This window comes from Stenotrophomonas cyclobalanopsidis (genome assembly GCF_008710035.1).
GTDB classification, from domain to species: domain Bacteria; phylum Pseudomonadota; class Gammaproteobacteria; order Xanthomonadales; family Xanthomonadaceae; genus Stenotrophomonas; species Stenotrophomonas cyclobalanopsidis.
The window spans coordinates 98,725-119,571 of the sequence record NZ_VYKI01000006.1; the positions used below are offsets into that span (position 1 = coordinate 98,725).

General features: G+C 68.8%; 16 protein-coding genes and 2 pseudogenes. 7 read left to right on the plus strand and 11 right to left on the minus strand.

Translation table 11 applies throughout. From position 1 onward, the window contains the following. Positions 1 to 184: 184 nt before the first annotated feature. From FJU31_RS06930 to FJU31_RS06940, 3 genes are read right to left on the minus strand one after another with little or no spacing between them, the layout of a single operon-like run. Complete coding sequence (locus tag FJU31_RS06930) at positions 185 to 409, minus strand: hypothetical protein (protein WP_150454091.1); 225 nt, start codon at positions 407 to 409, stop codon at positions 185 to 187. Then, positions 409 to 1,122, minus strand: coding sequence for a glutamine amidotransferase (locus FJU31_RS06935; RefSeq protein WP_150454092.1), 714 nt, complete (start codon positions 1,120 to 1,122; stop codon positions 409 to 411). The genes FJU31_RS06930 and FJU31_RS06935 overlap by 1 nt, the downstream gene beginning before the upstream one ends. Beyond that, positions 1,119 to 1,892, minus strand: a complete 774-nt coding sequence (locus tag FJU31_RS06940) for a YggS family pyridoxal phosphate-dependent enzyme (protein WP_150454093.1) — start codon at positions 1,890 to 1,892, stop codon at positions 1,119 to 1,121. The genes FJU31_RS06935 and FJU31_RS06940 overlap by 4 nt, the downstream gene beginning before the upstream one ends. A gap of 75 nt (positions 1,893 to 1,967) precedes the next feature. Here FJU31_RS06940 and ptsJ point away from each other — a divergent pair, with 75 nt between their 5' ends. After that, positions 1,968 to 3,254 carry a MocR-like B6 salvage transcription factor PtsJ gene (gene ptsJ / locus FJU31_RS06945; RefSeq protein WP_150454094.1) on the plus strand — a complete coding sequence of 429 codons (1,287 nt, stop codon included), beginning with the start codon at positions 1,968 to 1,970 and terminating at the stop codon, positions 3,252 to 3,254. A 66-nt stretch (positions 3,255 to 3,320) separates the two neighbouring features. Here ptsJ and FJU31_RS06950 read toward each other — a convergent pair. The 4 genes and pseudogenes from FJU31_RS06950 to imuA all read right to left on the minus strand — a co-directional run. Further along, positions 3,321 to 3,659, minus strand: a pseudogene (locus FJU31_RS06950) (hypothetical protein); the annotation flags it as partial. Positions 3,660 to 3,749: 90 nt separating this feature from the next. Beyond that, complete coding sequence (locus FJU31_RS06955) at positions 3,750 to 6,860, minus strand: error-prone DNA polymerase (RefSeq protein WP_150454095.1); 3,111 nt, start codon at positions 6,858 to 6,860, stop codon at positions 3,750 to 3,752. Positions 6,861 to 6,866: 6 nt separating this feature from the next. Beyond that, on the minus strand, positions 6,867 to 8,276 hold the full coding sequence (locus FJU31_RS06960; RefSeq protein WP_108769138.1) for a Y-family DNA polymerase: 1,410 nt from the start codon (positions 8,274 to 8,276) through the stop codon (positions 6,867 to 6,869). Between the two features lie 9 nt (positions 8,277 to 8,285). Beyond that, complete coding sequence (imuA, locus tag FJU31_RS06965; protein ID WP_150454096.1) at positions 8,286 to 8,906, minus strand: translesion DNA synthesis-associated protein ImuA; 621 nt, start codon at positions 8,904 to 8,906, stop codon at positions 8,286 to 8,288. Positions 8,907 to 9,216: 310 nt separating this feature from the next. Between imuA and FJU31_RS06970 the strand changes: the two genes are divergently transcribed. After that, positions 9,217 to 10,107 carry a sterol desaturase family protein gene (locus tag FJU31_RS06970; protein WP_150454097.1) on the plus strand — a complete coding sequence of 297 codons (891 nt, stop codon included), beginning with the start codon at positions 9,217 to 9,219 and terminating at the stop codon, positions 10,105 to 10,107. 9 nt (positions 10,108 to 10,116) lie between these two features. Here the strand turns inward: FJU31_RS06970 and FJU31_RS06975 are convergent, their stop codons facing one another. Further along, positions 10,117 to 10,797, minus strand: a complete 681-nt coding sequence (locus tag FJU31_RS06975; RefSeq protein ID WP_150454098.1) for an AraC family transcriptional regulator — start codon at positions 10,795 to 10,797, stop codon at positions 10,117 to 10,119. Between the two features lie 410 nt (positions 10,798 to 11,207). Beyond that, entirely contained in the window at positions 11,208 to 11,642 is a 435-nt protein-coding gene (locus tag FJU31_RS06980) for a VOC family protein (protein ID WP_079222247.1), read from the minus strand. A gap of 333 nt (positions 11,643 to 11,975) precedes the next feature. Between FJU31_RS06980 and FJU31_RS06985 the strand changes: the two genes are divergently transcribed. Next, a complete protein-coding gene (locus FJU31_RS06985) occupies positions 11,976 to 14,771 on the plus strand; it encodes a beta-glucosidase family protein (RefSeq protein ID WP_150454099.1) in 2,796 nt (931 codons plus the stop codon). A 128-nt stretch (positions 14,772 to 14,899) separates the two neighbouring features. Here FJU31_RS06985 and FJU31_RS06990 read toward each other — a convergent pair. Further along, positions 14,900 to 15,289 (minus strand): annotated as a pseudogene (locus FJU31_RS06990) (LysR substrate-binding domain-containing protein); the annotation flags it as partial. A gap of 31 nt (positions 15,290 to 15,320) precedes the next feature. Here FJU31_RS06990 and FJU31_RS07000 point away from each other — a divergent pair. Further along, complete coding sequence (locus FJU31_RS07000) at positions 15,321 to 15,707, plus strand: DUF4440 domain-containing protein (RefSeq protein WP_150454100.1); 387 nt, start codon at positions 15,321 to 15,323, stop codon at positions 15,705 to 15,707. Between the two features lie 242 nt (positions 15,708 to 15,949). Next, positions 15,950 to 17,860, plus strand: coding sequence for a CocE/NonD family hydrolase (locus FJU31_RS07005; RefSeq protein ID WP_150454101.1), 1,911 nt, complete (start codon positions 15,950 to 15,952; stop codon positions 17,858 to 17,860). A 321-nt stretch (positions 17,861 to 18,181) separates the two neighbouring features. Here the strand turns inward: FJU31_RS07005 and FJU31_RS07010 are convergent, their stop codons facing one another. Then, on the minus strand, positions 18,182 to 19,273 hold the full coding sequence (locus FJU31_RS07010) for an alkene reductase (protein ID WP_150454102.1): 1,092 nt from the start codon (positions 19,271 to 19,273) through the stop codon (positions 18,182 to 18,184). Between the two features lie 189 nt (positions 19,274 to 19,462). On the opposite strand from FJU31_RS07010, the gene FJU31_RS07015 reads away from it, so the two are divergent. Then, on the plus strand, positions 19,463 to 20,221 hold the full coding sequence (locus tag FJU31_RS07015) for an SDR family NAD(P)-dependent oxidoreductase (RefSeq protein ID WP_150454103.1): 759 nt from the start codon (positions 19,463 to 19,465) through the stop codon (positions 20,219 to 20,221). A 104-nt stretch (positions 20,222 to 20,325) separates the two neighbouring features. After that, positions 20,326 to 20,775: an MgtC/SapB family protein gene (locus tag FJU31_RS07020; protein WP_150454104.1), complete on the plus strand. Its 450-nt coding sequence runs from the start codon at positions 20,326 to 20,328 to the stop codon at positions 20,773 to 20,775. Positions 20,776 to 20,847 lie beyond the last annotated feature (72 nt).

Consider the following 20,847-nt stretch of genomic DNA (forward strand, 5'->3'; position numbering starts at 1 on the left):
CGAAGGTAGAGTCGAGCTTGCTCGACTGCTGTGCACGGCAGTCGAGCAAGCTCGACTCTACCCACCACGGTAGTCGAGCAAGCTCGACTCTACCCACCACGGTAGTCGAGCAAGCTCGACTCTACCCACCACGGTAGTCGAGCAAGCTCGACTCTACAGCTGCGGTGAGAGCAGTCGTCCGGCCTCAGAGTGGCTTGTACTGGATCTGCGCCGCCAGCACGCGCAGGCCGTCGGCGCCGCTGGACAGGATGCGTTCCTCGCCCACGCCCTTCAGGCGCTGCAGCCGGAAGCCGTCTTCGACGGGCAGGCGCGCGGCGACGGCGTCCAGGTGTTGCAGGGCACCCGGGCCCTCGCAGTCGAACTGCCCCCAATACTGGCCGTGGCGATGGATGGTCAGGCGGTAATGCATCACGGGTTCTCCGGCAGGTGCTGCAGCCACTGCGCGAACATGGCGTTGGCTGCAGCGGCCAGCGGCGCGCCGTAGCGACGGGCCTGCGCACGCAGGTCGTTGGGATCGATGCCGGCCTGGGCCAGTTCGAGGGTATGGCCGATCAGCCAGCGCTCGAACGGGTGTGCATCCAGTTCCGGATGGCATTGCAGGGCGAGGGCATGATGGCCGACGGCGAAGGCCTGGTGGCGGCAGGCCGGGGTGCTGGCCAGGCGCTGCGCACCTTCGGGCAGCTCGAAGGCTTCGCCATGCCAGTGCAGTACCGGAATGCCCTGCAAGGCCTGCAACGGCGAGCGCTGGCCGTCTTCGGTAAGCAGCAGCGGCGCGAAGCCGATCTCCTTGCCGCCACTGGCCGCGACCGTTGCGCCCAGGGCGCGCGCCATCAGCTGCGCGCCCAGGCAGATGCCCAGCGTCGGCCGCTGCTGCTGCAGGCGGTGTTGCAGCAGGGCGGTGCTGTCGGCCAGGAACGGATAGAGCGCTGTGTCATTGACGCTGATCGGGCCGCCGAGCACCACCAGCAGGTCCGCGCGTTCGGCGGGCTCCAGCGGATCGACGCCGGCCTGCAGGACCTGCACGGTCCAGCCCTGCGCGAGCAGCAGCGGCTGCAGCGTGCCCAGGTCTTCGAAGGCAACATGCTGCAGCACCACGGCGTGCTTGCGGGCAGCGGTGGTCATGCGCGTTCCCCTGCGCTGGGCCAGTAGAAACTGTCCGGCGTCGCGCGCGCGCCAAAGATCGCCTGGCCGACACGCACCACGGTGGCACCTTCTTCGATGGCGACCTCGAAATCACCGGACATGCCCATCGACAGTTCTGACAGGTCGATGCCCGCCGGTGCGCTGTGCTGCAGCTGGGCGCGCAGTTCGCGCAGGCGCACGAAGCAGGCGCGCACGCGTTCGGCGTCGGTGGTGAAGATTGCCAGGGTCATCAGCCCGCGCACGCGCAGGCGGTCGAAGGCGGGCAGCTGCTGCACGAACGCCGCGACGGCGTCCGGTTCCAGGCCGTACTTGCTGGGTTCGGCCGAGGTGTTGACCTGCACGAACACGTCCAGCGTGCGGTCTTCCAGCTGCAGCCGCTGCTGCAGGGCCTCGGCCACGCGCAGGCTGTCCAGGGCCTGGAACTCGCTGGCGAAGCGGGCGACATGGCGGGCCTTGTTGGTCTGCAGGTGGCCGATGACCGACCAGTGCAAGCCGAGGTCGGCCATGGCTTCGGCCTTGCGCTGGGCTTCCTGCACCTTGTTCTCGCCCAGCTCGTGGCAACCGGCGGCCACGGCCATGCGGATGCGCGACTCGTCGACGGTCTTGCTGACCGGCAGCAGGCGCACGCTGGCCGGGTCGCGGCCGGCACGGGTGCAGGCATCGGCGATGCGCTGGCGCACGATGACCAGGTTGGCAGCGATCTGTTCGACGGACTGGGCGACGGGCCAGTCGGCGGCGGCTAGGGGCATGGGGGACCTCCGGTGCGGGGCGGCCAGGGTGGGATACACTGGCACAGGACAAGGTTTAGTTTGACATAGGACAAAATGAAAATCACCGGGCGTAGTGCCGAAGCCATCTTCGACAGCATCCGTGAGGGCATTGGCGATGGCCAGCTGGCCGCGGGCAGCATGCTGCCGCCGGTGCGGGAGCTGGCCGAGCGGCTGGGGGTGAACCGGAATACCGTGGCGGCTGCCTACAAGCGCCTCGACGGTGCCGGCCTGGCCAGCACCGGCGGCCGCCGTGGCACGGTGGTGCGTGGGCCGGCACAGGCCATGGCCCGCGAGGGCAGCGCGCCGGGGCTGGCCCTGCACGACCTGGCCGGGGGCAACCCGGACCCGCGCCAGCTGCCGGCGCTGCGTGTGCAGGCCGCGGCCCCGCGGCTGTACGGCACGGACACTGTGGACGTGCGCATGCAGCGGCTGGCGCGCGCCTCGCTGGACCCGCATTGCCCGGCCGGCTATGCGCTGGAGCTGACCCATGGGGCGGTGGATGGCATCGAGCGCCTGCTGGCGGCGTGGCTGCTGCCGGGTGACCGCATCGCGATCGAGGATCCGTGCTTCCTCGGCAGCCTGAATGTGCTGGCCGCGGGCGGGCATGGGGTGCTGCCGGTGGCCGTGGACGCGCACGGCATGCAGGTGGAGGCGCTGCGTGCGGCGCTTGAGGCCGGTGCGCGGGCGGTGCTGCTGACCCCGCGTGCGCACAACCCCACCGGCGCCAGCCTGGATGCGAAGCGGGCACGGGCACTGCGGCAGCTGCTGGCCGCTTACCCGCAGGTGGCCGTGTTGATCGACGATCACTACGCGCTGCTTTCGCAGCAGCCCTACCATTCGGTGCTGCCGGACGATGGCCGGCGCTGGGCGCTGCTGCGTTCGCTGTCCAAGGCGCTGGGGCCGGACCTGCGGCTGGCGTGGCTGGGCTGCGATGCGGCCACTGCCAGCGTGCTGCGCCTGCGTCTGGCGGCCGGCACCGGCTGGGTCAGCCACCTGCTGCAGGATGCGGCCAGCGCGGTGCTTGAATCGGCGCCGCAGCGGGCGAAGATCACCGCTGCGGGTGAGCGTTACCAGCAGCGCCTGCAGTCATTACAGGAACTGCTGCGTGCGCGTGGGCTGCAGACGCCGTTGCCGATGGAGGGCTTGAACCTGTGGCTGCCGCTGCCGGGTGACAGCCACGCGCAGGTGCTGGCCCTGGCGGCGCGCGGCTGGCATGTGCGTGGTGGTGAGGTGTTTGCTGTGGCGGCACCGGCGCATGGGGTGCGCATTACCTGTGCGGCGCTGGCGACGGCGCAGTTGCGGCAGCTGGCCGATGACCTGCTGGCGGTGTGCGGTGGGTAGAGTCGAGCTCGCTCGACTGTGCGGCGAACGGCAGTCGAGCAAGCTCGACTCTACAAGGGCGAGCGCTCAGGGCGCGGCGTTGGCGCCCGGTCGCACGTAGTAGGTCTGGCCGGTGTCATCCAGGAACACCAGTTCCGGCTTGCCCTGCCATGAGGTGAGCATGGCGCCGGTGTTGTTCTGGTGCCGCACCATCAGGCTCGCGCCACGATCGGGGTTGGCCACGACCTTGAACACTTCGGTGGTGCCGCTGGCATCGTCCAGGGTCAACAGGGCTTCGCCACCGCGGTCGCTGGTGCCGTAGCCGCTGCGTTCGGAGCCATCGGGGCCGAGCAGGATCATGCCTGACAGCGCGGGCCATCGTTCGTCCTTCCTTGGATGTGCCGACGATAGCGGATGCAAAAGCGGATGGGTAGAGTCGACCGTTGGTCGACTATCGCGCGCCAGCACGGTGGAAATGCAGTCGACCAACGGTCGACTCTACCGGTCGACGGCGCATCAATGGAAGTCGCGGCTGTGGCTGCGCAGGCCCTGCAGCAGTTCATCCAGGCACAGCATGCGCTGCACGATCACATGCTGCACGCCATCGACGCGTTCGAGGCGGCCGTCGATCTGCATCAGCTGGGTATCGACCAGCACGCGGTGCTGGCGGTCGGCCACGTGCCGCCAGACCACGGCATTGACCATGCCGGTCTCGTCTTCCAGGGTGAGGAAGGTGACGCCGCTGGCGGTCTGCGGGCGCTGGCGCATGCGTACCAGGCCGGCGATGCGCACGCGGCGTCCGTGGCCGTGGCCCGCCAGTTGTGCAGCGTCCAGGCAGCCACGGCTGCGCAGCTGCGCACGCAGGAAACTGATTGGATGGCGGCCGAGCGTGGTGCCGGTGCTGCGGTAATCGGCCTGCATGTCCTCCCACGCGCTGGGCAGCGGCAGGGCCACGCGGGCCTCGGTGGTGGCGCGGGCCTGGTCGAACAGCGGCAGCCGGTTTTCCACGCCGGAAATATCCCAGCGCGCACGATGGCGGTGGCCACTGAGCCCACGCAGCGCACCGGCATCAGCCAGCAGGCCCTGCTGGCGCCGGTCCAGCCCGGTGCGCTGGCAGAGATCGCCAACATCGTCGAACGGACGGCGCGCGCGTTCGCGCATCAGTGCCTGCACTGCCGTTTCGCTGCAGCCATCAATCAGGCGCAGGCCAAGCCGGATGGCCGCTGCCCCCTTGCTGAAATCCAGGCTGCAGTCCCAATCGCTGTGGCGCACGTCCACCGGCAATACCGTGATGCCATGCCGGCGCGCATCCTGCAGCAGCTGGTCGGGGCTGTAGAAACCCAGCGGCTGGCTGTTGATCAGGCTGGCGGTGAACGCGGCCGGGTGGTGGCACTTCAGCCAGCAGCTGGCATAGGTGAGCAGGGCGAAGCTGGCCGCATGGCTCTCGGGGAACCCATAGCTGCCGAAGCCCTTGATCTGCTCGAACAGGCGTTCGCCGAACTCCAGGCTGTAGCCGCGATCGAGCATGCCGGTCAACAGCTTTTCGCGATGCGGCTCCAGCCCGCCATGGCGCTTCCACGCGGCCATCGAGCGACGCAGTGCATCGGCTTCACCGGCACTGTAGCCGGCGGCATCCACCGCCAGCTGCATTACCTGTTCCTGGAACAGCGGCACGCCCAGGGTGCGCGCGAATACGCGCTCCAGCTGGGGTGGATAGAGCGGGTTGTCCGGATCGTTCAGCGCTTCTGGGCCCTGTTCGCGCAGGACCCGCCGGCGCTCCAGGTAGGGGTGCACCATATCGCCCTGGATCGGGCCGGGGCGCACGATTGCCACTTCGATCACCAGGTCGTAGAAGGTGCGCGGCTGCATGCGTGGCAGCATCGCCATCTGCGCGCGCGATTCGATCTGGAACACGCCGATGGTTTCGGCGGCGCAGATCATGTCGTAGGTCGGGCCATCCTCGTCTGGAATCGCATCCATGCGCCCTTCGTGCAGGCCGTGCTGCTGCAGCATGGCCAGGCACTTGCGGATGGCGGTGAGCATGCCCAGCGCCAGGCAGTCGACCTTCATCAGGCCGGTGGCATCCAGATCGTCCTTGTCCCACTGGATGACGGTGCGCCCGGCCATGGCCGCGTTCTCCACCGGCACCAGGGTGGACAGCGGGTGTTCGGAAATCACGAAACCACCCGGGTGCTGCGACAGGTGGCGGGGGAAGTCGATCAGCTCTTCGGTGAGTGACAGCAGCCGCCGCATCAGCGGCGTGTCCGGATCGAAGCCGCGTTCGCGCAGCGTGTCCGGCAGCGGGATGTTGCCGCCCCAGTGGTCCATCGCCGCACCCAGCTCATTGACCTGGTCCATCGGCAGGCCGAGCGCGCGGGCGACATCACGGATCGCGCTGCGGCCGCGGTAGCTGATCGCCACGGCGGTGAGCGCGGCGCGCTCGCGGCCATAGCGGTTGAACACGTACTGCAGCACTTCCTCGCGGCGCTCGTGCTCGAAATCGATGTCGATGTCCGGTGGCTCGTCGCGCTCATCGGAGATGAAGCGCTCGAACAGCAGGTTGCTGCGCGCCGGGTCGATCTCGGTGACGCCGAGCACGAAGCACACCGCCGAGTTCGCCGCCGAACCACGCCCCTGGCAGAGGATCTGCTGGCTGCGGGCGAAGCGCACGATGTCCTGCACGGTGAGGAAGTAGGAGGCGTAGTTCTTCTTGGCGATCAACGCCAGCTCGTGTTCGATCTGCGCGCGCTGCGCTGGCTGGATGCCTCTTGGCCAGCGTTCGGGGATGCCTTCTTCCACCAGTGCACGCAGCCAGCCGTCAGGCGTCTGCCCGTCGGGCACCAGCTCGCGTGGATAGGTGTACTGCAGCTGGTCCAGGGTGAAGTGGCAGCGTTCGGTGATGCGCAGGGTCTCGGCCAGCAGCTCGGGGGGATACAGCTGGGCCAGCGCGCTGCGCGGGCGCAGGTGGCGTTCGCCGTTGGGAAACAGCCGCCAACCGGCTTCGGCCACGCTGCAGCGGTGGCGGATCGCGGTCAACGTGTCCTGCAGGGCGCGTCGGCGGCGCACATGCATGTGCACGTCACCGCTGGCCACCAGCGGCAACACGTGGCGCTCGCCGAAGGCCTGCAGCTGCTGCAGGCGGCGCACGTCGTCGTGTTCGTGGTGCAGCTCCACCGCCAGCCACAGGCGGCCGTCGAAGGCGCTGCGCAGCAGCGGCAGGTGGCTGGCATCGGGCTGGCGGTCAAGCCACAGGCACAGCAGGCCCTCGGCCAGGCCGTGCAGATCCTCGCGCAGGCAGCGGTATTCGCCCTTGCCGGCGCGCCGCCGACAGGTGGTGATCAGCTGGCACAGGCTGGCATAGGCCTCCTGGTCGGTGCACAGCAGGGCGATCTTCGGCCCATCCTCGATCTGGAATTCGGCACCGATGACCAGCGCCACGCCGTGCGTCTTCGCCGCCTGCCAGGCACGCACGATGCCGGCCAGCGAGCACTCATCGGTGATCGCCAGGGCGCGGTAGCCCTGGCCGGCGGCACGCGCGAACAGTTCATCGGCGGTGGACGCGCCGCGCTGGAAGCTGAAGGCCGACAGGCAGTGCAGTTCGGCGTAGGCAGGGGCGGTGGCGGTCATGGCGGTTCAACCGAACCAGCCGTGCAGCATCCACGGCGCATGCGGATCGTTGCGCGGGCGGAAGGCCCAGCCGCGCTGGCCGTGGGCGGTTTCCACCACGTAGTAATCGCGGCGCGCGTCGGCCTGGTCCCACCAGCCCGATTCGATCCGTTCCGGCCCGGCGACGATGCGCAGGCGCGGGTCACGCAGCGGCTGCGGCGTGTCCAGCAGCCAGCCGGGGCGCAGCGGCCAGTACGCAGGGGGCTTGGCCGCCGGCTGGGTGCCGCTGGCACATTCGGGGCGATGGTCGGCCTGCACCGCCAGCGGCTGCACGGCGTCATCGCCGAGCCGTGCGCGCAGGCGCTCGCGCAGCTGGGTCCACGGCATCGCCTGCGCCGGGCGGGTGTCGAACAGATCACGCGCGGCCGGCACGAACGGCGGCAGGTGTTCGGCCTGCAGGCGCAGCGCCCGGCTGCCGGCGGGCAGGGCGAAGGCTTCCATGCGGTTGCGGGCGATCTCGAACAGCAGCGCGGCATCGCGCTCGGGGGCCAGCAGGCCGATGGTCAGCACGCTGGCCGGCAGCAGGTCGTGTTCGAAATACAGGTCGAAACGCTGCACGCCGCCATCGCGCGAACAGAGGAAGGCGGCCAGGTCCAGCAGCAGGCGGCGCAGTGGGAACAGCAGCGCCTGGCTGGATTCGATCTCGTACTCGAATTCGATGCGCGCATCGAAGCGGTCCGGGGGCTGGTAATAACGCAATGGCGGTGCCGGCAGGCCACGCAGCGCGTCCAGCTGCTGCAGCACATCGGGGGCGAAGCGCCGGGCCAGGCTGTCGCGCGGCAGGTCGAGCGCGGCGCCCAACGTGCGCAGGCCGGAGCGGCCGAGCACGGTGACCGCCTCGGCGGGCAGGCCGCAGCGCGACAGGGGCAGCTGCGCGAGCAGCGCCGGCAGCTGCTGCATGTCGACGCCCAGGCCGTCGTGCACGTTGGCCAGTACGCGTGCGGCATGCGGGGTGGGCGCGGCCACCAGGCGGTGGCGGAAGCCCAGCTCGTGCAGGCCATCGCGCAGGCGCTTCTCGATCTTCAGCCAGTCACCGAACAGGGCACGGCTGGCGCCGATCTCCAGCACCAGCGCATGCGGGAAATCGAGGCTGACCTGCGAGCTGTAGGCATAGGCCCAGCTGGCCAGCAGCTGGCGGGTGTGCTGCTCGGCGCTGGGGTCGTAATCGTGCAGCTGCATGTCCTGCACCAGCACCTGCGCGGCCGACAGCAGCATGCCCGGGCGCAGGCCGGCCGCGCGTGCCGCCGGGCTGACCGCACGCAGCACGCGGCGCTGCGCCGGCCCCTGCAGCAGCACCAGCGGCCGCTGCGGGTCCGGCTGCAGGCGCAGCACGCTGTCCAGCGCCAGCTGCGGCAACAACAGGCAGGCCCAATGCATGGCGCGGCCTCAGTGGGCGATGGCCAGCGGCAGCGGTTGCGCCGGTGGCAGGCCGCCGCGGCACTTCAGCACCCGCACCTGGCCGTGGTCGAGCTGCAGGCGCAGGCTGGCCGGGGAGGGATTGCGCGCGGCGCGCACGTCGCGGAACACGAAGCCCAGGCACTGGCCGCTGTCGGCGGCGACCTGCAGGCGGCGCAGCGAACGGTCATCGGCCTGCTGCGGTTGCGGCCAGCACAGTACCGCGGCACAGGCGGCCGAGCGCAGGCATTGTTCGGCTGCCCACAGGGCCTGCTTCGGCGCGGCCTGGATGATCTGCAGCTGGGCCAGGTCGAGGCCCGCCGCGGCCCAGGCCGGGGCGTGCGGATGGTAGGGCGGGGCGACCAGCACGATCGGCCGGTCGCGCTGGCTCAGCCTGGCCAGCGCCGGCCAGACCAGGGCCAGCTCACCCACCCCGGGGGCATCCTGCAGCACCTCGCACAGGCCGCTGGCCGGCCAGCCACCGCCGGGCAGGCGGGCATCCAGCGCCGGGTGGCCGCTGGCCAGGTGGTCGCTTGCCGGCCCGGTGCGCGCCGGGCCACGCCACAGCTGGCGGCCGTCCAGCAGGCGGTCGAGCGCGACGACGGCACCCATCAGCCGGTCCTCCAGAGGAGGCGCCGGGCAGACGGGAAGCGGCAGGAATGGGCGGAAACGGCGGGCATGGAGCGAGTATCGACGGGCCAGGATCAGGGGCTGAGACCGACATGCTACTCGCCTTGTGAGTAGAATTACTAATGAAATTCCGGGGTGGGATTTCAGGTTGATGAAGGCCGAAGGCATCCACGCATGGCGGGGATCTACTGGGAAATCCCCGACCCCGTCCCGCCTGCGCGTTGCGCCGTTTGTTCAATCCCGGCCGGGGGCGTGGGGGCCACCCTGCAGGCCCCTCATTCATGGCCTGCCGATGAAACGCTGGATCCTCCGCCTGTACGCCCCGTTGTTCCTGTCAGGCTTCGTTGCCGCTGCCATCGCCTGGGTCGGCCACCACCACGGCGACCCGCTGTGGCTGCTGGCCCTGCTCGCCCTCGCCATCGCCGTTTCCTTCGTGGCCGAACGCCTCTGGCCCTACGACCCGGCGTTCAACCACGACCACGGCGATCGCCTGCGCGACACCCTGCATGCCGTGGTCAACGAAGGCCTGAACCTGCTGTCGATCGCGGCCGTGCCGCTGCTGGCGGCGATCATTCCGTGGCAGGCGTGGCCGCAGCAGTGGCCGTTCGCGCTGCAGGTGCTGGTCGCCATCATCGCCGCCGATCTCGGCATCACCCTGGTGCACTACGCCAGCCATCGCATCGGCTGGCTGTGGCGGCTGCACGCGGTGCACCACAGCGTGACCCGCATGTACGGCTTCAACGGCCTGATGAAGCACCCGCTGCACCAGGCCGCCGAGGCGGTGGGCGGCGTGCTGCCGTTGCTGCTGCTGGGCCTGCCGCTGCCGGTGGCGGCGGTGCTGGCCTTCGCCATCGCCATCCAGCTGCTGCTGCAGCATTCCAACGTGGACATGCGGCCGGGCGTGCTCGGCCGGGTGATGGCCTGGGCGCCGCTGCACCGTTTCCATCACATGCGCTACGGCACCGCCGGCGACGTCAATTTCGGCCTGTTCCTGACCGTCTGGGACCGCCTGCTGGGCACGGCCTTCGATGCGCCGGACTATCGCCTGGGGACGCGTGACCTGGGCATCGGCAGCCAGCCGGATTATCCGCGCGGCTATGCGGGACAGCTGCTGGCGCCGTTCCGTGAGCTGCCAAACGGGCAGGTGCCCGAGGTGCCCGACGGGCTGCGTCGTCGCCGTTGAGCGCACGCCTCAGGCAGCGCGCAGCTGCAGGCCCTGCAGTTGCGCCGCACCGATGCCGAACATGCGGCGCAGGCTGCGCGACAGATGGGCCAGATCGGCGAAACCGGCGGCATGCGCGCTGTCGGTCAGGTTGTGCCCACCCAGGTGATGGGCCAGGGCGATGCGCAGCCGCTGCCACAGCACCCAGCCACGCAGGGTCACGGCGAGATCGGACTGGAAGCGCCGGTGCAGCTGGCTGGTGGACAGGTGCGCGGCCCCGGCGATGTCGGCGGCCGGCACCGGGCCGGGCAGGTGCTGGGCGATGCGTTCCAGCGCCACCTGCACGCGACGATCCAGTGGTTGCGCACGGCTCAGCTGCGGCAGCCGTTGCTGCAGGGCGTTGATGTCGGTGGGCAGCGTGGGCAGCTGCTGCTGGATCTGTCCGAGATCAGCGTGGGCCGGTTCCAGGAACAGGGTGCACCCGTCCTGCGGCGCCGAGAGGATGGCGTGCGGCACGAAGGACGGCAGCCACAGGCGCTGGCTCTGCTGTGCCACGCCGTCGATCTCCACCTGCCAGGGCGCGCCATCGCTGAGCAGCAGCTGGTGGGCATAGTGCGCGTGCGTGCCGCTGCCAGCGGCATGGCCCTGCAGCAGGGCGGCGTGTGCATCCAGCAGCAGGGTGCCAGTCCAGGGCAGGGCGGGGTGGGGCATGCCGCAATTGTAGATGCGCGCCGTGCGTGGATGGACCTCCATCAGGATTGAATCAAAGCAGATCCGCCCCCCGTGCCGACCAACGGTCGGCACCCACCACCATCATCAGCAGGTTCCATGATCAGCAGGTTCCAACAGCTCGCAGGAAACTGTCGAAGGCGGGATGGGTCCGGTGGCAGGGGCGTGAGCCGCATGGGCCCGAGGCATGCCTCGGGCGGGTTGGGCAGGACGCCCAACCCCGGTCTTGCCGTGTGCGCAGGATTGCGCGCACGAGCAAGCGGCGACCGAGCTTACATGGACGTACTTGCAGCGTCCCCTGCCACCGGACCCACCCCGCCATCCCACGGAATGCAGGCTTTTGACGTTGACGTTGACGTTAGCGGGTGCCGGGCGGCAGCCCGGCCGCCCCATCACCGCCCGTGCGGATCCGGACGATGATGCACGTACTCGACCACGGTGCCATCAGGATGCACTGCATTGAACGCCGCGCCGGTGGGCACCACCTGCAGCGGGAAGATGATCTCGGCGCCGGCCGCCACCAGCCTGTCGTGATAGGGCCGCACATCATCCACCAGCAGGGTGCCGGTGGTGGAGGTGAACGGCGCCAGCGCGTCATCGCTGCCTTCGATCAGCAGGAAGGCGCCGACCATGGCCAGGCGCAGGCCGGCATCGGGGAACGGAAAGCCCGCATCGGCCACCACGCCCTGCAGCTGCTCGTAGAACGCCACGCTGCGCTCCAGCTCGCCGGGAGTGACGAACACGCGGATCAGCACGCGCGGGCTGCGCTGGCTGGAAGTATCACAGCGGTCGCGCCAGAGGTGGTCGAAAGTGCGGTGTACGTTCATGGGCTCGGTCCATCGCCTGGGACCCCATTATCGGCACGCCCCTGCGGCCCGCTGATGACCGCCGGTAATGGCCTGATAACCAGGGCCAGATAGGGGCCTGTGACTTAGGTCCTGTTGACAGTCATCAACGGCCTCGCCCAATCTTAATGGGATGGGCCGCTCGACGGCCCGGGCAGGCAGGTTGTCACGCCGGGAGGAGGGTCCCGCGCGCAGACCGGTCCGTCCCCTGGCCTGCGGTGTGTTGCCTGGCAACGCCCGCGCGGCATGAACGCTGCACCCTTCGGCGGCACTTTCCCTGGACCGATTGCCTTGGCAACGGAATTACGCCCGCCGATGAAAACGTTTACAAAGCCGCTCGCCCTGTCCCTTGCGCTGTCTGCCGCGCTGGCCGCCCCGGCCTGGGCCGACACGGCCGCCTTCACCGTGCTGACCCTGGACCAGGCGCCGAGCGCCGATGCCATTCCCGCCCTGGCTGCCCAGCTGAAATCCCTGCAGGTGGACGCCGTCAGCGTGCGCCAGGTGCAGCGCGGCATCGGCCAGGTCGATCCGCTGCAGCTGCTGGCCGATGGCCTGGGCTACGAATACCGCTTCATTGACGCCGGCAAGGATGACGGCCAGACCCAGCACGGCCAGGCCGTGCTGACCCGCCTGCCGATCGCCGCCGAATCCGGCCCCGACCAGCCGGGCCTGAACTACCTGCGGCTGGACGATGGCCGCCACACTGTGGCCCTGTACACCGATGCCGGTGCGGGCGCCGCGCGCCTGCCGGCCCTGGTCACCCGTTCGCGCCTGGGCGCACCGGCCGTGCTGCTGGGTGCGGTGGCCGGTGAATCGGCCACGGCCGCTGGCTTCGATCCGGCCCGCGTAGCCCTGGAAGCCGACGCCAGCTACTTCAGCGATGGCTTCCAGGCCGCCAGCAGCGCACCGTTCAAGATCGATGGCAGCGCCCTGCGCGCGACCCTGCTGACCCTGGCCTACGTGGCCGACAAGGGCGGGGAGCAGCCGTGGATGGACACCACCCTCAACGCCGATGCGCGCGCTGCGCTGCTGCTGAAGGCGATGACCGAGGACGAGAAGTTCCAGATGCTGCACAGCTACTTCGGGCTGGGCAAGGACGGTGGCCCGCTGCCGGAAGGCGCCGTGGGTTCGGCCGGCTTCGTGCCGGCGGTGCCGCGCCTGGGCATTCCGGCGCAGCAGTCGGCCGATGCCGGCGTGGGCGTGACCAATCCGGGCGGCATCCGTCCGGGCGACTTCGCCACTGCGATGCCGTCCGGCCCGTCCACCGCCTCCAGCTGGAACCGCGAAGTGGCCTTCGCCGGTGGCGCGACCATGGGCCGCGAAGCGTGGCAGCAGCGCTTCAACATCCTGCTGTCGGGCAGCGTCAACCTGCAGCGTGACCCGCGCAACGGCCGCAACTTCGAATACGCCGGCGAAGACCCCCTGCTGGCCGGTTCGATGGTTGGCGCGCTGATCCAGGGCGTGCAGAGCCAGCACGTGATCTCCTCGATGAAGCACTTCGCGCTGAACGACATGGAGACCCGCCGCAACTTCCACGACGTGCGCATCGGCGAACAGGCCATGCACGAATCGGACCTGCTGGCCTTCGAGATCGCCCTGGAAGCCGGTCGCCCGGGCGTGGCGATGTGCTCGTACAACAAGATCAACGGCACCTACGGCTGCGAGAACGGCTACCTGATGAACCAGGTGCTGAAGCAGGAATGGAAGTTCCCCGGTTTCGTGATGTCCGACTGGGGCGGCGTGCACAGCGGTTCGAAGGCGGCGCTGGCTGGCCTGGACCAGCAGTCGGCCGGTGAAGTGTTCGACGCCGCGGTGTTCTTCGACGAACCGCTGCGCCTGGCCGTGCACGGCGGCGTGGTGCCGCAGGCGCGCCTGAACGACATGGTGGCGCGCATCCTGCGCACGATGTTCCTGCATGGCAACTTCGACAATCCGCCGCAGCACCAGAAGGTGGATGCCGAAGCCGGCTACGCCGTTGCCCAGCGCACGGTGGAAGAAGGCAGCGTGCTGCTGCGCAATGAAGGCAACCTGCTGCCGCTGGCCGACAGCGTGAAGCGCATCGTCATCATCGGTGGCCATGCCGACAAGGGCGTGATCGGTGGTGGTGGTTCGTCGATGGTGGGCGTGACCGCCAAGGGCACCAACGCAGTGCCGGGCGTGATGCCGACCACCTGGCCGGGCCCGGTGATCTTCCACCCGTCCTCGCCGCTGGAATCGCTGCGTGCAGCGCGTCCGGACGCAACCATCGAGTACGTGGACGGCAGCAACGCCGCTGCGGCGGCCAAGGCAGCCGCGCAGGCCGACGTGGCCATCGTGTTCGCCACCCAGTGGGCGGCCGAATCGGTGGACCTGCCGGACATGCAGCTGCCCGACAAGCAGGACGCGCTGATCTCGGCGGTGGCCAAGGCCAACCCGAAGACCGTGCTGGTGCTGGAAACCAACGGCCCGGTGCGTACCCCGTGGCTGGCGCAGGTGCCGGCGATGCTGCAGGCGTGGTACCCGGGCATCCGCGGTGGTGAAGGCATCGCCGCGCTGCTGACCGGCCAGGCCAACCCGTCCGGCCGCCTGCCGGTAACCTGGGTGGTGGACGAATCGCAGCTGCCGCGCCCGCACATCGACGGCCTGGGTTTCAAGCCGAAAAAGGAATTCGGCGACGTGTTCGATTTCGATATCGAAGGGGCCAACGTCGGCTACAAGTGGATGGCCGCCAAGGGCCTGACCCCGACCTTCGCGTTCGGCCACGGCCTGTCCTACACCTCGTTCGCCTATGAAAACCTGAAGGTGAGCGTGGAAGGTTCGCGCCTGGTCGCCAGCGTGGACATCTGCAACACCGGCAAGCGCGCCGGTGCCGACGTGGCCCAGCTGTACCTGAAGCTGCCGGCGGGCAGCACCACGCCGATCCGCCTGATCGGCTATGACAAGGTGCAGCTGCAGCCGGGCGAACAGCGCCGCATCCGCATCGAAGCCGAGCCGAAGACCCTGGCCCACTACGATGCGCAGGCACGCCAGTGGAAGATCGACGGCGGCACCTACCAGGTGCAGCTGTCGCGCAACGCGGCCGAACCGCTGCAGACGGTGGACGTGCAGCTGGTGGAGCAGGTGCTGCGCTGATCCAGCGGGTTGTTGATGCATGAAGAGACGGCCCCGCAAGGGGCCGTTTCTGTTTTGCGGGCTGCTGCTGCGCTCGCCGGGCATGGCCCGGCGCTACCCGGTCACGGCATCCCCGGCGGACGCCGTCGTCACACGGGGGCGCTGCCGAACCACCCGCGCAGGAGGTCGATCAACTGGCGCACCTTCGGCGAGGGCTGCGTGCTGTGCGGGTAGACGGCGTAGACGCTCTGCTGCGGGAAGCGGTGCTGGCGCAGTACCGGCCGCAGGCGGTCGTGGGCCAGGTCGTCCTCGATCAGCCAGCGCGGCAGCACGGTGACGCCTGCACCGGCTTGGGCGAAGGCGCGCAGGCTGCTGGCGCCGTCCACGCGCACCACGGCATTGCCCGGATTGGTCGCAAAGAATCGCGCTGCTGCTGGCGCTGGCCATGCAATGGCTGCCAGCGCGGGCCACCGGTGTGGCGCTGGGCCTGGCCGCTTTCCTGACCCTGCTGCCGCTGGCGCTGTTGCGCCGCGCGCAGCCCTTGCTCCTTCCGCAACCGGAGAATGCCTGATGCACCGCACTGCCGAACATGAAATCCACGAACTGCACGACAAGCTTCAAGCCTGGTTCCGCGCCGAGGTGGGCGCTGACGCACTCGACGATCTGATGGCGCATTTCTGTGCGGACTTCAGCATGGTCGGCATCGCCGGGCGGCGGCTGGATCGGCAGGCGGTGCAGGCCTTGTTCGTGGGTGGGCACGGTGCGCGCGCTGGCCTGCGCATCGCCATCGACGCCGTGCAGGCGATTGAAGCGCCGTCACCGCTGGCAGTGCTGCGTTATCGCGAGGGGCATGCGGTGGGCGATGGGGTGGTCGCGTGGCGGGAGTCGCTGGCGGTGCTGCGGCAGGAGCAGGGGTGTTGGCACTGGTTGGCGTTGCATGAGGTTCAATCGGGCTGACGGATCCGCCGGGCATGGCCCGGCGCTGCCTCGGGGCGCGGATCGGATCCGCCGGACATGGGACGCAGCCCCTCGTGGGCCGTGGGTCGGTAGCGCCGGGCCATGCCCGGCGGACGTTCCGATGCCCCAGGGCACATGTGCCATCAGTCCTGCCCCCAAAGAGCGCAGAACGCAAAGCCTGCACACACTTCACCGGGCGGGGCAGGAGTAGGCTTGGGACTTTCCTGTCGGGAAGGATTTCCATGCGTGTGCGTGCCGTTGCTGTAGCGATCGCCCTTGGCCTGTCCAGCACCGTGCTGGCCGCCGATACCCCGCCGATGACCCCGGACATCAGCGGCAAGCCCTTCGTGGCCCCCGATGTCGGCCGTGACTACGACAAGCGCGTGGTGATGGTGCCGATGCGCGATGGCACCAGGCTGTACACGGTCATCGTGGTGCCCAAGGGCGCACACAACGCGCCGATCCTGCTGACCCGCACGCCCTACGACGCGGCCGGCCGCGCCAGCCGCACCGATTCGCCGCGCATGCGCGACATGCTGCCGCAGGGCGATGAAGTATTCGTCGATGGCGGCTACATCCGCGTGTTCCAGGACATCCGCGGCAAGTACGGTTCCGAAGGCGATTACGTGATGACCCGGCCGCTGCGCGGTCCGCTGAACAACACCAAGGTCGATCATTCCACCGATGCGTGGGACACCATCGACTGGCTGATCAAGCACGTGCCGGAGACCAACGGCAAGGTCGGCATGCTGGGCTCGTCGTATGAGGGCTTCACCGTGGTGATGGCCTTGACCGACCCGCATCCGGCGCTGAAGGTTGCCGCACCGGAAAGCCCGATGGTCGACGGCTGGATGGGCGACGATTGGCTCAACTACGGCGCGTTCCGCCAGGTCAATTTCAACTACTTCGCGATGCAGACCGAGAAGCGCGGCAAGGGTACGCCGCTGCCCAGCCTCGGCTACGACGACTACAGCACTTTCCTGCGCATCGGCTCGGCCGGCGATTACGCGCGCTTCACCGGCGTGGACCAGCTGACCTGGTGGAAGAAGCTGGTGCAGCACCCGTCCTACGATGCCTTCTGGCAGGGCCAGGCGCTGGACGCGGTGATGGCGAAGACGCCGCTGAAAGTGCCGACCATGTGGCTGCAGGGCCTGTGGGACCAGGAAGACATGTGGGGCGCCAACCATGCCTACCAGGCGATGGAAGGCCGCGACACTGGCAACACTCTCAACTACCTGGTGATGGGACCGTGGCGGCATAGCCAGGTGAACTACACCGGTGACTCGCTGGGCGCGCTGAAGTTCGACGGCGATACTGCGCTGCAGTTCCGCCGCGACGTGCTCAAGCCGTTCTTCGACCAGTACCTGGTGGACGGTGCTCCGAAGGCCGACACGCCGCCGGTGCTGATCTACAACACCGGTGAAAACCATTGGGACCGCCTGCAGGGCTGGCCACGCAGCTGCCAGAAGGAGTGCACCGCAGCCAGCAAGCCGCTGTACCTGCGTGCTGGCGGCAAGCTGGCGTTCCAGGCGCCGGCGGTGGGCGAGGGTGACTTCGAGGAATACGTGTCCGATCCGGCCAAGCCGGTGCCGTTCGTGCCGCGCCCGGTGCGCTTCGGCGACCGTGACATGTGGACCACCTGGCTGGTGAAGGACCAGCGCTTCGTCGATGGCCGCCCGGACGTGCTGACCTTCATCACCGAGCCGCTGAGCGAGCCGCTGCGCATCGGTGGCGCGCCAGCGGTGCACCTGCAGGCATCGACCAGCGGCACCGACAGCGACTGGGTGGTGAAGCTGATCGACGTCTACCCGGACCAGGATGCCTCGTCGCCGGAAATGGGCGGCTATGAGCTGCCGGTGTCGCTGGCGATCTTCCGTGGGCGTTACCGCGAGAGCTTCAGTGAGCCCAAGGCGCTGGTGCCCAACCAGGTGCAGCCGTACCGTTTCGATCTGCCCAATGCCAACCATGTGTTCCAGAAGGGGCACCGGGTGATGGTGCAGGTGCAGTCCAGCCTGTTCCCGCTGTACGACCGCAATCCGCAGACCTACGTGCCGAACATCTACCTGGCCAAGCCGGGGGATTACCAGAAGGCTACGCAGCGGGTGTGGCACAGCGCCGCGCAGGCCAGCTACATCGATCTGCCGGTGTATTGAGGTTGGTGGGCGCGCCGGGCTCCGCCCGGCGATGCCATGCGAGAGCGTGTCGACCAAGGTCGACACCTACCAGAGCAGGGATCGAGCGATGTTGGCAGCGCCGGGCCGTGCCCGGCGGGTAGTGCCGGCCGCGGGCCGGCATGCCATGCGAGAGCGTGTCGACCAAGGTCGGCACCTACCAGAGCAGGGATCGAGCGATGTTGGTAGCGCCGGGCCGTGCCCGGCGGGTAGTGCCGGCCGCTGGCCGGCATGCCATGCGAGAGCGTGCCGACCAAGGTCGACACCTACCAGAGCCGTAGCCATGGCGCCGTGACACTGGATTTACCCGTCCAGTGCGGGGTAGTCGGTGTAGCCATGCTCGCCGCCGCCATACAGCGTGGCCGGGTCCAGCTCAGCCAGGGCAGCGCCGCTGCGCAGGCGTGCCACCAGATCGGGATTGGCGATGAACGGTCGCCCGAACGCGACCATATCGGCGTAGCCGCTGGCCACGGCCTGCTCGGCACGCGCGGCGTCGTAGCCGTTGTTGGCAATCCACGGGCCACGGAAGCGCGCACGCAGGCCGGCGTAGTCGAAGGCGAGGTTGTCACGGTCGCCGCCGGTGGCCCCTTCGATGACATGGATGAAGGCCAGGCCCTCGATCGCGTCCAGGCGCTCCACCGCACGATCAAACAGCGGCTGCGGATTGCTGTCCTGCGCATCGTTGACCGGCGTGACCGGCGACAGGCGCACGCCGGTGCGGGCCGGGCCGATGGCTTCGGCCACCGCGCTGACCACTTCAAACAGCAGGCGCGTGCGGTTCTCGATGCTGCCACCGTAGGCATCGCTGCGGTGGTTGCTGCCATCGCGCAGGAACTGGTCGATCAGGTAGCCGTTGGCGGCGTGCACTTCCACGCCGTCGAAACCGGCCGCAATCGCGTTGCGTGCAGCGATGCGGTAGTCCTCGATCAGCCACGGGATTTCTTCGATGGCCAACGCGCGTGGCGCGGACACATCCTCGAAACCGTTGGCGGTGAAAGTCTTGCCATTGGCGCGGATCGCGCTTGGTGCCACCGGCACTTCGCCTTCCGGCAGCAGGCTGGTGTGGGAGATACGGCCGACGTGCCAGAGCTGCAGCACGATGCGGCCACCGGCGGCGTGCACCGCGTCGGTTACTGGCTTCCATCCAGCCACCTGTGCGTCGCTGTAGATGCCCGGGGTGTCCAGGTAGCCCTGGCCGAGCGGGCTGATCTGCGTTGCCTCTGCAATGATCAGGCCGGCGCTGGCGCGCTGCTGGTAGTACGTGATCGCCAGGGGCGAGGGCACGCGGTCGGGCAGCGCACGGTTGCGCGTCAGCGGTGCCATGGCGATGCGGTTGGCCACGGCGATATCGCCAAGGTGGGTGGGCGTGAACAGCAGATCGGCGGCAGGGCTCATCGAGGGTTCCACTGGGGGAGAGGTGTGGCTTGGAGCATAGTCGCGAATGCGTTGCAGCGATGGGAAGGTTCGTTGCAGCCAATGGACGGCGAATGTCGCTGCAGATGGCACCTCCGTAACACGCGCGGGCGTAGCGTCATCACCAGGCGGACACGCTCCGCATCGATGACCAACACGTGGAGAACACAGATGATCGACTACCAGCTCAAGGGCAAGACCGCGATCGTGACCGGCGGTGTGTCCGGCATCGGCCTGGCCGTGGCGGAACTGCTTGCTGCATCCGGTGCAAGCCTCTCGGTGTGGGACCTGAAACAGGACGCGGTGGATGCCACCATGCAGAGCCTGAAGGCGAAAGGCGTGGAGGCCATCGGCATCGCATTGGACGTCACCGATGAAGCGGCGGTGGAGGCGGCGGTACAGCGCACGGTGAAGGAACTGGGTGGCATCGACGTGGCGGTGAACAACGCCGGCATCGGCGGCCCGGCCGCAAGCAGCGGCGACTATCCGGTCGATGGCTGGAAGCGCGTGGTCGACGTGAACCTGACCAGCGTGTTCCTGTGCCAGCGTGCGCAGATCCAGGCAATGCGCGCGGCGGGCAAGGGCGGCAGCATCATCAACATGGCCTCGATCCTGGGCCAGGTGGGTTATGCCGGTTCGACCGCCTACGTGGCAGCCAAGCATGGCGTGGTGGGCCTGACCCAGACAGCCGCGTGGGAGCACGCCGGCGATGGCATCCGCATCAATGCGGTCGGCCCAGGCTTCATCGCCACGCCGCTGCTGGAAAAGATGGATGCCAAGGTGCGCGCGACGCTGGAGGGGCGCCATGCGCTCAAGCGCCTGGGCTTGCCGGAGGAAGTGGCGGCGCTGGTGGCCTGGCTGGCCAGTGATGATGCCTCGTTCGCGACCGGAACCTACTACGCGATCGACGGTGGCTACCTGGCGCAGTGATGCGCTGAAGCCCGGCGCTGTCGGGTGAACCGGCCGTAGTGGCACCTTCACTGTGGTGCCACGGCGCTCGCGCGACGCTCCGGGGAAACTCCCGGAGCCTGCCGATGGAACTCACCCAGGATGTATCGATCCTGCTGCGCGTGGCCGCGGCGATGCTGTTCGGCGGCGTGCTCGGCGTCGAACGCGAGATGGGCAAGCACGCCGCGGGCCTGCGCACGCACATGCTGATTGCCGGGGCGGCGGCGCTGATCGTCGGCCTCGGTGATTCGGTGGCCGAACATTTCCAGCAGGAGCGCTACCGCGACCTGCTGCAGGTCGATCCGGTGCGCCTGATCGAGGCAGTGGTGGCCTGCGTTGGTTTCGTGGCCGCCGGCACCATCCTGCGCGGCAACCGCGAGGACCAGGTCAGCGGATTGACCACGGCGAGTTCGCTGGTGATGGCTGCGGCCATCGGCATTGCCGTGGGCATCGGCAAGTACGTGATCGCCATCGGGGTGAGCGTGCTGTGCGTGCTGGTGCTGGCGGTGATCCGGCGGGTGGGGAAGAGACTCTGAGGGGAGTGGGGGCTCTGGCCCATATCCGGATAAGAGGTCAGACCAAATATCCGGCGGAATTTGTGCTGTAAT